The sequence below is a fragment of the Vibrio sp. 10N.261.51.F12 genome (assembly GCF_041471725.1).
GTDB lineage: Bacteria > Pseudomonadota > Gammaproteobacteria > Enterobacterales > Vibrionaceae > Vibrio.
Window position 1 is genome coordinate 19,963 of record NZ_JBFROV010000004.1, and the last position, 12,133, is coordinate 32,095.

10 protein-coding genes are annotated in these 12,133 nt (G+C 46.0%); 4 read left to right on the forward strand and 6 right to left on the reverse strand.

The annotated features are described in order from the left end of the window. Positions 1-19: 19 nt before the first annotated feature. Positions 20-940, reverse strand: coding sequence for a LysR family transcriptional regulator (locus AB4405_RS01950; protein ID WP_372059403.1), 921 nt, complete (start codon positions 938-940; stop codon positions 20-22). Between the two features lie 387 nt (positions 941-1,327). After that, positions 1,328-2,512 (reverse strand): M23 family metallopeptidase, encoded by a 1,185-nt coding sequence (locus tag AB4405_RS01955; protein WP_372059404.1) that lies wholly within the window; start codon positions 2,510-2,512, stop codon positions 1,328-1,330. A gap of 537 nt (positions 2,513-3,049) precedes the next feature. On the opposite strand from AB4405_RS01955, the gene emrD reads away from it, so the two are divergent. The 3 genes from emrD to AB4405_RS01970 all read left to right on the forward strand — a co-directional run bounded on the left by emrD (position 3,050) and on the right by AB4405_RS01970 (position 5,939). Continuing rightward, the gene (gene emrD / locus AB4405_RS01960) at positions 3,050-4,258 is read left to right on the forward strand and encodes a multidrug efflux MFS transporter EmrD (protein ID WP_372059405.1); all 1,209 of its coding nucleotides are present in this window, start codon (positions 3,050-3,052) and stop codon (positions 4,256-4,258) included. A 240-nt stretch (positions 4,259-4,498) separates the two neighbouring features. After that, positions 4,499-5,692 (forward strand): hypothetical protein, encoded by a 1,194-nt coding sequence (locus AB4405_RS01965; RefSeq protein WP_372059406.1) that lies wholly within the window; start codon positions 4,499-4,501, stop codon positions 5,690-5,692. Between the two features lie 106 nt (positions 5,693-5,798). Next, a complete protein-coding gene (locus tag AB4405_RS01970; RefSeq protein ID WP_372059407.1) occupies positions 5,799-5,939 on the forward strand; it encodes a hypothetical protein in 141 nt (46 codons plus the stop codon). An 86-nt stretch (positions 5,940-6,025) separates the two neighbouring features. Here the strand turns inward: AB4405_RS01970 and AB4405_RS01975 are convergent, their stop codons facing one another. The 4 genes from AB4405_RS01975 to uhpT form a co-directional block, all read right to left on the reverse strand. Further along, the gene (locus tag AB4405_RS01975; protein WP_372059408.1) at positions 6,026-7,330 is read right to left on the reverse strand and encodes an MFS transporter; all 1,305 of its coding nucleotides are present in this window, start codon (positions 7,328-7,330) and stop codon (positions 6,026-6,028) included. Between the two features lie 9 nt (positions 7,331-7,339). Continuing rightward, on the reverse strand, positions 7,340-8,851 hold the full coding sequence (gene uhpB, locus AB4405_RS01980) for a signal transduction histidine-protein kinase/phosphatase UhpB (protein WP_372059409.1): 1,512 nt from the start codon (positions 8,849-8,851) through the stop codon (positions 7,340-7,342). Further along, on the reverse strand, positions 8,851-9,462 hold the full coding sequence (gene uhpA / locus AB4405_RS01985) for a transcriptional regulator UhpA (RefSeq protein ID WP_372059411.1): 612 nt from the start codon (positions 9,460-9,462) through the stop codon (positions 8,851-8,853). Before uhpA ends, uhpB begins: the two co-directional genes overlap by 1 nt. 165 nt (positions 9,463-9,627) lie before the next feature. After that, on the reverse strand, positions 9,628-11,019 hold the full coding sequence (gene uhpT / locus AB4405_RS01990; protein ID WP_102468703.1) for a hexose-6-phosphate:phosphate antiporter: 1,392 nt from the start codon (positions 11,017-11,019) through the stop codon (positions 9,628-9,630). 353 nt (positions 11,020-11,372) lie between these two features. Between uhpT and AB4405_RS01995 the strand changes: the two genes are divergently transcribed. Continuing rightward, positions 11,373-12,107, forward strand: coding sequence for an RNA methyltransferase (locus tag AB4405_RS01995; protein ID WP_372059412.1), 735 nt, complete (start codon positions 11,373-11,375; stop codon positions 12,105-12,107). Positions 12,108-12,133: the final 26 nt, after the last annotated feature.

Sequence of the window (12,133 nt, forward strand, 5' to 3'; positions counted from 1 at the left end):
TTTTTACATTAAGGTTTTGTTAGAGCAGAGGCGAACTATGATTGAGGTTATAAAGCTCGGCCTGTTGACTGATTGCGTTAATGAATTCGTTGACCAGAGGGGTTCGTTTGTAGGCCGGGGGAACCCATGCACCGATGTGATAAGACCAAATAGGTTCGTCAATGACCAGCTCTACAATCCCGTGGTGGCGCACCTTTTCGTATAAAGTGTGAGAGATACACATTAGACCGTCATTCTTACAGAGTGTCATCAAGGCTACTTCCATGAATTCAGTTTCCAAAGTAAACCTGACAGGCGCAACTTGCTCTCTATCAAGCAATTGGTTTACATGCTCTAAAATCTTCTCTGAGTGTTGATAAGCTATCCATGGGTAATGGACAAGTTGATCTAATTTGCACTTTTTCATATGCGCCAATTTGTGGCTTTCGTGCGCAACGATACATAGCCGAGTGTCAATTAAAGGGATAAAAGTGAGTTCTTTATTAACATCTAACCCAATACTATCTTCTCCGCCAAGGGCAATGTCCAATTCTCCCGACAACATACGCGGGATCAGTTGTGAGATCGTATCTGACTCAATCATCATACGACTGTTCGGGAAGCGTAATAAGAAGTCTGATATTATTGCGCACAAAGGCATTTCCCACGCCGGACCAGAGCCTATCTTGATTCGGTCGTGTTGCGAAAACAAATCCTCAATATCGCTCGCCATCGCCTGCAATTCGTTTTCCATTCGCTTGCAACGCTCGAGCACGATTGTCCCTGCAGGCGTGATCTCTACGCCCTTTGAGTTACGCACAAATAAAGGCGTTTTGTAACGTGTTTCCAAGGTCTTAATACTTTTACTAATAGCCGGCTGTGTGATATTCAACGCTGCACTGGCTTGTGATATAGAGCCTTGATAAGCCACTTGCATAAAATGAACATAAACCTTTTCCATATACCCCCCAGCTGTATGCTTGATTTGTTTTCTACACGATCTAATGGGCGCTAGACATAGCTAGCCCGGCCAAGACGTTTTTGTTCAGCAGCTTGCAATGCTTGTAGATAAGTTAAGGAGACCGCTTTGCTTGTGCCGATAGCCTTATCGTTTTACGCTATATGATACGCACGATCTTGTTATATATCTGTGATGGTTCGACGAGTTTTTTTGAGACTAAGGGGATGATGTAGAGCATATCTAAGTTAGATATACCATCTACTATCAATTCCAAAATCGAAAATAATCCTACTACAATTAAAATAACTTGTTGGGAGTATCCTATGTTTTGATCGGGAATAGGCCACGCGTAACTTGATTTATATATATTTTCTCTCAGCCTATTGGCTAATATCCAAAATCAATAATTGAAAGTTGCATTGGGTAACTGTCCTTCACTGGCTTCGCTGTTGTCATTCCGGTGGAGAAATCATCTTCAAGCTGCAGGCTATCGATAAACTGCTGGCGGTCGACCTGCCCTCGATAAGAAAACTGATTCAGTACATAAGGGACGGCATTGGAACCGGCTGGTAGCGGGCCTTGCATAAGATGGAAGTGTAGATGAGGTGCTGAGGTATTTCCCGAATTACCCAGCTGAGCAATAGTGTCTCCCGACTGAATTCTGTCACCTTTTTTAACTAAGATAGAGCCGCTCTTTAGGTGGCCATACATGCCATAAAAACCATTGTCGAACAAAATTACGATAGCATTACCATCAACTGTCTCTAAGGAAATTGACCGAGGGTCAGGTATTGTCCCAGGTAATTGGTCTGGCAACCCATCAATGACCTTAATCACTTTACCCGTCCCCATTGCAATAACATTTGCACCGTAACTAAACCAATTCGTAAGCTTGTCTGGCGAGCCTGTGAACAAGTGCCCATTATCATCCAGCTGTATCCAGTCTATCGCATAGCGCTGAGAGTTAACCAACTCACCATTGATCGTCGCCACCGAAAACCGGTGTGGGAAACCCACTTGGCAACAACTATTAATTGCAACCCAGCGGTCTCCTTCAACAGGGCGTTCCATTACAGGAGGTAACGTGCCACTAATGGGATGCTGGGCGGCCAAATACTCCAAAGAGACCGCTTCTTTGCTTCCTGGGTTATTGGCTCCTAATGCAGTAATACGATGTACTACCTTTTTTGGAATATCACTACGCTCAGAAAAAGTGAGCTCCACGGCCAGCAGACGACCACCATTTCTTTCGATGTTGGTATTGTTTACAGGGCGGGTGCCAAGCAGTGCGAGCTGCTCAATGAGCTTTTTTTCATCGAAAGAAATCAATACATTCTTGTGATCATCCGCATCTAATACCGACAATGACAAAAGCTTTGCGTCGATATTCCTTGCGGCGTTAGTGATCTCTAACTCATAAGTGACATTGAACTTCCCATTGGTTCCTAACACCGGGACACTCATCGATGTCAATGGGCGTACAAGCACCGATGTATACACCTCTTGATATGGCTGCGCATGTAATTCTGAGCTAGCCATACTGGCCATCAATAGGAACACAACATATTTCATAATGCATCCTTGCATGTTAAACAGAGAACTTCACGGTCATAATTGCCTATGAAACAGAGTATAGTCATGCCATGAAAAACTGCGGATGTAACGGACGACTTAACCTTTCCTCATTACAAAATTTGGAAGCGACCCATTGTTTTCACTGACTGTTAAATGTCTTCTTAACAAGGTCGGTATCTCGACCAAACCTAGGCTTATAGCAACAAGCAAGTAGTACCTCTCAATGTTAAGCATTTCACAATACCGAACATTTCCATGAATCCGGCTTACTTAACGGCTCCAGCTCTATTTAAGACATCTAATATCTCAACGATTGAATTGATCAGCTGATCGCTTTTAACCGCTAATACTGACTCCCACCCATAATTTTTCATTACTTTAAGTAATGAATAGACCAAATATTTATCGTGATTCAAGTCACACTTTTCTATTGATAGAATAGCGTCCAAACTCTACTATCTGCGCCTTAATCCCCCGCAGGGGCTTTCTTACAAAAATTCAATCACGCACGACCCACAACGAGAACGAACAAAAATGGCATCCAGATACTCATTAGCTAAGCTGACTTTTCTTATCGCTATCCTAACGGCGGTAGGGCAGATGACACAAACAATGTATGTGCCATCCATCGGGCAAATGGCGCAAGAGTTTCGAGTCAATCCCGCGATGCTACAAGCGGTGATGGCGTGCTACCTGATCCCATATGGTTTATCTCAATTTATCTATGGCCCGTTGTCCGACAAACTTGGGCGTAAGCCGATAATTATTGCCGGGCTAGGGATCTACCTCGTCGGTGCTGTCATTAGTCTGTTTGCGCACTCATTTGAGCTGTTTTTATTTGGTAGCTTTATTCAAGGCGCTGGGATAGGCAGTGGTGGTGCGATGTCTCGCACGCTTTCCCGTGATTGCTTTTCAGGTGACGAGCTTCATAGAGCAAACAGCATTATTAGTATGTGTGTTATTTTCTCACCGCTACTCGCACCTGTTTTAGGCGGCGTACTGACTGAGACTCTGGGTTGGCGGTCAAGCTACTTGTTCTTAACGTTGTTTGCGGTCGCTGTGGTGATCATCATGTCATCAAAACTTGCAGAAACATTGCCAATAGAGAGAAGGACTCAAACCTCTGCCATGGACAATTATCGTTTTGTGCTTTCTGACAAACGCTTCCAAGGCTATGTTATTTGCCTGGTCGCCACCTTTGCCGGTGTGGCCGTATTTGAAGCTGCGGCAGGCGTGTTATTTGGCGGTGTGCTGAAGCTATCCGCATTTACCGTCAGCATTTTATTCGTGTTACCTATTCCGGGCTATTTGCTAGGCGCAGGACTATCTTCATTCATCGCGAAGCGTTACAGCAAACACTCAGCATTTAAATTTGGGCTGGTCGCCATATTGATGGGGGCTTTGGTTGTACTCATCCCTGGTTTACAAGGTGCAACAGACGCTTGGACATTGACCATTGGCTCGACCATTTATTTTCTTGGTGCGGGTGTACTCTTTCCTGCCGCCACAACGGGAGCACTAACGCCATTTCCTAACCATGCCGGTACTGGAGGTGCGGTGCTTGGTGGTATGCAAAACCTTGGCGCTGGGCTCACCACCTTAGGTGCATCGGTCATACCGGCTACCAGCCAGTTGCCGCTAGGCGTCATCATGCTGATAATGGCATTACTCGCAATGTGGGGGCTGCATATCGCTAAACGAGACAATGGGCCGGACAACGCTGACAATACCGTGATGGTATGAGGTCGATACACTACCATCCATTGTTCAATGCTTCGAATCTCCAAATGCCGCCTTGTGACCATCACTTTCTGACCTAAAAAGTGATGGTGCGGGTCAAGAAGGTCCAATAGTGTTGCCTTTCCAAGTCACGACTCTATATGTAATGAATTGTATTGGTACGTTGGATAGCAATACCGCGCAACTTCCATCATGAATGATTCGGTTACTCTGATGAGACAATATCAAAGAGCGAATTAAACGATGAGAACACTACCTTTAGCCATATTGATATCTACCATAACTCTAGCGGGCTGTAATAACATCAGCGGACTCGCTTCCGCCCCTTCTGTTCCTTCCCCTATCACACCATCTGTTGTACACGGCGTCAAAATAGAGGCCGTACCGGCGCAGTTTTCGGCTTACTCCAAGGCCGGCTATAACCGGTATGTCGCGGTAAAAGCCCCTAATGGCAAAGCGATTCATATTCTCATCATGGATCGCTTAACCGATTTTCAAATAGTCAAAGCTGTCAACGTGTTAAACCACTATTTAACCCCTGTGATCGGGACTCAATTTGGCAACGCCGAACAAAAGCAGCGTATTGCCAATGCCATGGCTAACAACGGCGCTATCTTAAAGCTTATGAACTACCATGATGAGCCCAAATACAATGACGACTTAGACGGACAGCCGTTATTCGAAGAGGAGATTCAAGTTGAAGGGGGGCCTTGGTACGTCAATCAAGACTATGACCATCATCGTGACGCTTCATTCGAGGAAATTTTGCACCTAGTACATGATTACGGTATTGGCATACTCAACGCGCCTAGCGCCGGGTTAACCGCCTTACCTAAGTTTCAAAAAGAGCTTAATATCTTACAAAAACAAGCGCTTAATAACTCATACCACCCACCGACAGATATACTGAAAGAGTGGCAGCAAGAGATCAGCGTTGATCAAGAATATTTTGCCGCTGTCATCGACAGCTATTATGGCCTCTGGGGCGCATTTGATGGCCGTGGTATGGGAGGACTCTACGATGTCAAAAACCGCCAAGACTTTGCTCGCTACGGTCCTGCCGCGCAGCATCTGACGGAACAAATTTTCTCGCCTACCCTTACTTATGATGCCTATATAGCGGATTCCTTTAAAGGGACGTTTAAATTAGCTCTCGATCCCAAAACGCCGTACACCTATCAAGCCCAATACTTAACTAAAGTAACCCTGACAGGAACCAACAATAGTAACGTTGAGCTCAATGAGTACGACAATACGGTGACAGGGAATAAAGGCATTAATACTGTGGTTGTTCATGGCGATAAAGGGCAATATCAAATAGAGAGACTCGATGACTCTACGATTCAACTGATTGACTTGATCCATAATAGAGACGGCAACAACACGCTATCCAACATAGAAAACATTCAGTTCGCCGATCAAACATTAACGTTGTGACATCGATATAAATGAATGACTCAACGTTTTAAGTATTTGGATAACCGTGATCTTATTGATTTGGTAGACGAAACGTACTCCCCAAGCTCGCAATGACGCTGTTTTAGTGAATGATGACGAAGACACTTATCGAGCTGGCCGTTATTTAACCATCCAGCGTTATGTCGACAAAGAAAGAGAATGGCAACACCCATTAATTGATTATCAAGAAAAAGTTATCGGTCGCTCTAAGTTTGACGACGAGTAACGTATTTACCTCCACTGTTAATTCAAAGCCCCCGTTTAGGTCGATACCATAACCTGAGTCGGGGCTTAATCCTCAACAGTTTTAGGTCATTTTTGAATAAACTGCGCCTGCAAAAACGGCAGTAACAACAACCCGATTACCGCCGAACATACCGAGATTGCAACAAAAAATCCGGTCCATTGGTAGTGCTCTTGAATCACCGCCAATGGATAGCCCGATAAGGCCGCCCCCATATAGGCAAATAAGCCAACAAACCCCGTTGCCGCGCCCACTGAGTCTTTATGTGAACATTCTGCTGCGGCCATTCCAATCAACATTTGAGGACCAAAAACAAAGAATCCGATGGCAAAAAATCCCGCCGATTGGAAGACAAAGTTCGTCAATGGCATCAGCCACAGCGCCGCAACCGACAAAAATATACCCATCGCGAATATCAGGTTCATTGGGCCTCGATTGCCACCAAACAGTTTATCCGAGCCCCAGCCCGCAACAAGCGACCCCACAAAGCCACCTATTTCAAAAAAAGACACCGAGGCATTGGCGCTAATTAGACTGTAATGATGCTGCTCTGTCAGATATAAATTGCCCCAATCATTGATGGCCGTGCGGACGATATAGACCAATACATAACTGAACGCGAGCAACCAGATATACTTATTATTGAGCACATAGGACCACAATATCTCTTTAGGTTTTAATCCTATGCCGTCGTTCTCTTGTGCTAATTCCAGCTTGTCATCGCGCCATTGCCCTACCGTTGGTAACCCCATTGTGGTTGGTTTGTCTCTTAGCCGCCAACACAAAAATAGCCCAATCCCAACACTCATCACCCCCGGCACAATGAACCCTTCTCGCCAGCTGTAGTGGAAGGTAAGGAACCCCACCAGCAAAGGAATCATCGCGCCACCGACATTATGTGCAGTGTTCCAAATTGACCAAAAAAATCCTCGTTCGGTGCGTGAATACCACGTTGTCAGTAGCTTGGAACATGATGGCCACCCCCAACCTTGGAACCAAGCATTTAGCATCCACAAGGTGGCAAGCACGAACAATGAGCTCGATAGACCAAATACAATATTGATGACACCACTGGCAATCAAGCCAATACCCATAAAGTAACGAGGGTTAGCACGGTCTGAAATAATGCCAGATAGAAACTTAGAGAGACCATAGATCAGGTAAAACAATGTGCCCATTAAGCCAATATCCCCCTTATCAAGACCGAGGTCGGCAATCAGCGCTGGAGCCGTGTAATTAAAGGTCTTTCGAGTGAGATAAAACCCCGCATACCCCAAATACATACCCACCATGATATGAAGCCGCCAATATCGATACTGGCCATCAACATTCTTTGTCTCATGTGAGCGAGAGGTTTGAGTATTCAAGGGCATATCTCTTGTTTAAACCAGCGGAAGTTTGGCATCAATGACTGTGCCACGCTGTGTATCATGAACATCCATAGAGCTGCGAATAGTCAATTGACCGCCCAAGGCCTGCACACGCTCTTGCATCCCTTTTAAACCGAACCCTTTTTGACTCTCTTCAAGTCGAAAGCCCACCCCATCGTCGGTAATCACCAACCTCAGCGTAGTATCAATCGACAACGCGATATGAACCTGCGTCGCTTTCGCGTATTTTTGCGCATTATTCAACGCCTCCTGACAAAGCCTAAACAAGGTCACCGCCATCGTATCAGAGAGCTCTGTCATGGCATTGTCGTCAACCTCAAACTCAACATGAACACCAAGCTGTTCAAACTCCATCTCACGGACCATTTGTCTGATGGCCGAGACAACATCGAGATCATCAAGGGTTTTGGGTCGTAGTCGTGTGAGCAATCCCTTCGTTGTGTCATAAACGTTCAACGACAAGGACTCAATCGTATTGGCGCAGCTCACGCTCAGTTCTGCACTGTTCACGCGTTTGATGATACTTGCTTGCGTTCGTATGGCGGTAATGTTCTGTCCAATCTCATCATGCAATTCACGAGCAATATCTTTACGAACGGACTCCTCTGCCTGAACCAATTGCTTTGATAGATTTTGATTGCGACTCAACTCTTGGCGCAGCTTCTGGTTTAAGTCTCGCTGTCTTTGTACCGCGACCCCAAGTAAAATACCGGTGAGCGATTGTGCACTGATCGACAATAAAAGATCCGTCACCTCTATCTGAGAAACACCACTTCTTGCGGCAATTAACACACTGCTATTTAGCAGTGTGCCTAACAAGGCCCCCTGCCAACCATAACGAAACGCCAGTAATATAATAGGAATCGCTAAACAAAACGGGGCAAACCGGCGTAGCTCGTCAGGCAAACCAATCTGCAACGATATGCTCGATATAAACAGTAAAGTAATAAGCACGATGGGCTTTATCTGAAACGTAATGGGCTGATGGATAAGATTCGACGTCAGCGGGCGCCAGGTGCTCTGGAACAGATAATTCCACACCAAATAACAAGTGGGCACCAACATCAAGCCGCCCGTCACCGTCACTAATCCAACCAAACTTAGCGAGGCCGCATGCCCGCTCAGTGCCAGCATATTGATGATCGCGGTACTGACAATCGCCATCGCTTGCACGGATAAACGCTGCCACTGTGGCCCAGTGTTATAACGCCTTGAAACCCATGCCACTGGAATACTGGCAATACTTGCCACCAATACGGCTGACCATTGCGGCTGTGCCAATAATACGGCAAGTGATATCGTCAATGCCCATTCCGACGTGTAGATCGCAGGCCAGTACTTTTTTGCACAATGCAGGGTTACCCCTAACCGAAGCGCAAAAGGCAAAAATAAAATGGCCATTTCGGCATCATTCACAAAGTAATATGAAATCACCCACAAGCAAAACCAGCTGCATAACGTAATGAGCCATGCACTGATGCTGGCCACCAAATAGGTACGCATTAGATGGTATCTTGGCGTTGAAACAGCTTGGCGAGTTCGACGTTGTTTTTCAGGGCAAGCTTATCGAGCGCATTCGCGCGGTGGACATGTACGGTTTTATGGCTAAGACCTAATCGTAAACCGACAGACTTGACATCCAGGCCTGTGGCTAACAGCTCTGACACCTCGTATTCTCGCTTCGTTAGTTTGGCGATCGACTGCTGATACGGCCTTGGCGACGCCAGTTTAATCGCAATATCTGGCGTGAGATAACAACCGCCATTGGCACTGGTTTTTACCGCTTGAATCAATTCATCAGGACTACATCGTTTTGTCAGATACCCTCGAGCACCCAACTCCAACGCTTTTTCAACCATAGCCGGTGAATCATGGACACTCAACATCACACACGCAGTGCCTTTCGGTATAGACTCAAGTAGTACTAAACCGCTCTCGTCTTGCATCGAGATGTCCAAAATACAGACATCCACTTGGCAAGACGGCAGCCCTTGTTTCGCCTCAGCAACCGACCCAAACTCACCCACGACCGTGATATCATTTTCTAGATTCAACAACTGAGCAAAACCAGAACGAACAATGACGTGATCATCAACTAACGCAACATGAATCATGACGAGATACCAAGCAGAAGGGAAAAAATGGGGTAACTTAACGCTGCGACATTAAATAATCAAATAGCGATTCGTTCTAAAAAAGCGCTATCTATGACTCCGCTGACTCAGGCTCGCCAGCATGTGCACAATAGATAACGCTTTAAAGGAAACGAAGAGTACGTATTACGCCTCCAGCTGCTTTAATTCTCTCTTCGCTTTACGAATTTTTTTCTCTTCAGCGACCGCAACAAATAGCAGTAATACTATGCAAATCGCCGCCGAGGTGTCGAGAGCGGCAAAGGTACCCTTCCAGCCTGTTAGACCAAAAATAGGGGTGCCATCAGCAATCATGCCCAAGCCGAGCTTGGCAAAGCTATCACCAATCAAGTAAGCAAATGTCCCTTTCACACCATCTGCTACACTGATCGCTTTTTTGGGAACAAAACCAACTGCCGCTACGCCAATCAGCAACTGTGGACCAAAGACCAAGAAACCCAACACAAACAACGAGGCGAGGTACATAAATTCACTGGTCGCATGCTGGTAAAACTCTAGGCAAACAATAATCAAAGCAAGAGAGAAACACGCCACAATGGCTCGACGACCATTCGCCAAATCCGATAAGTACCCCCACATCAGCGTCCCAACAAGGGCACCAACTTCAAACAAGGTAAAACCAGATATTGCCGTTTCTTTCGACAGACCCAATTCTTGGTAGGCATAGACGGTTGACCATTGGTCGATACCGATACGTACGATGTACAGAAAAATGTTGGCAAAACACAGCAACCAAATCACTTTGTTCTTCAGAACGTACTCGACGAAAATATCGCGCTTTGACATATGATTGTCTTCTGCCGCCATATCTTCTTCACTGATCGTTTCATCAAACAACTCTTCGACTTTACCCAAGCCATAGGCTTCTGGTGAGTCATTACCATAGCGAAGACAGAAGAAACCAACGATAAGCGCAATAATTGATGGGAAAATAAACATGCCAATCACATGACCGTCAAACAGATAGTTTGCACCAAACAGTGCGACGCCCGCCGCGCCCGCACCGCCTACGTTATGCGACATATTCCAAAGCCCAAGGTACGAGCCACGCTTGTTACGCGGTGTCCACTTGGTAATGGTTGAATAACTAGAGGGACCACCGGTACTTTGGAAAAAACCGCTAAGCGCATAAAAGGCAATCATTAAAAATAAGCTGACGCTTCCGCCCCCCATACTAAAACTGAAACCAAGCATCGCTAATCCAGAAAGAATCAACATAAAGGGTAAGAACTGCTTGGTATTTTTGCCATCGGCGTAGTAAGACACGACCGTTTTACCAATACCGTAGGTGATTGAAAACCCTAAGCCAATTAAGCCAAGTTCCGTCATTGATAGCCCGTAAGTTGAGATCATATCGTTTTGCGCGATATTGAAGTTCTTACGGATCAAATACATGGTCATGTAACCAATAAAGACCACAAGGTAGGATTGTAAGAAGGGCTTAAACCACAGCTTACGTCGCTCTTCGACGGGAAGGTCCAGCGTCGGTTTACGTACTTGCTCTAGAAATTTCAACATGGTGAATCCTTAGGCTCTAACTGAATATGCTCTCCTATCAATTAAGGAAAGCACCGAATCGTGGTGCACTACCCTCTCGGACAAATCCTGCGTGGCGGTATCTTTAATCCTCCGCAGCGGTATCTGTAGGCGTTTGTTTTATTCGTGAGGGGTTGTGTTCATGGGCTAGAGTCTAAAAAACCCAAGGCGCACTGGCTTGAGAGCACATCCTAAGATCCCTAGGAAAAATTCCTACATTGGTGTGTTCTATCAATAAACCGTGAGGCGTATCACAATGTCACAGAACGCCTTCTCGCTCGCATCTCCAAGTCACTTAGGGTTATAATGCGCCCGCTTTCATCTGGGACATGACTATGATTTCAAAAAACCAATTAAAATTACTTCGCGCGTTAGGCCAAAAAAAACAGCGTAAAGCCCACGGCTTATTCTTAGTCGAGGGTGAAAAAAACGTGTTGGAGCTCATTGGCACGTCCCTCGCGGTCAAGCAAGTCTTTGCCACCCACGAGTTTTTGAGCAGTAATCAAGCCTCTTTGCAGGGTTTTGAGTGTGTCGAGGCTTCGTTAGATGAGTTGACTAAAGCAAGTAGCTTAGTCAGTAACAATGCCGCGGTGGCGATTGTTGAGATCCCACAAATGGCGATACCACAAGCTCAAGGATTGATGATCGCCCTAGACGGCGTTTCCGACCCTGGCAACCTTGGGACGATCATTCGCGTTGCCGATTGGTACGGCATTAAGCACATTGTCGCGAGCACCGATTGCGCTGACCCTTATAACCCGAAAACCATTCGAGCGACCATGGGTAGCTTTGGTCGTGTTCAGGTGAGCCTTCTCGATCTCCCTTCGTACCTAGCACAAGCAAATATCCCGGTTTATGGTGCCTTCCTTGAAGGTGACAGTGTCCATAGCACGACCTTCTCTTCGCAAGGCATTTTGCTGATGGGCAGTGAATCTCACGGCGTTCGTGAGGAAGCCGCAAAGTATGTGACGGATAAAATCACGATTCCTGCCTTTGGCGGCGCAGAGTCATTAAATGTGGCCATGGCGACAGGTATTATTCTCGATAACCTACGTAGACAGCATCACTAGTCTTTAGGCTTTGGGCTTTGGGCTTT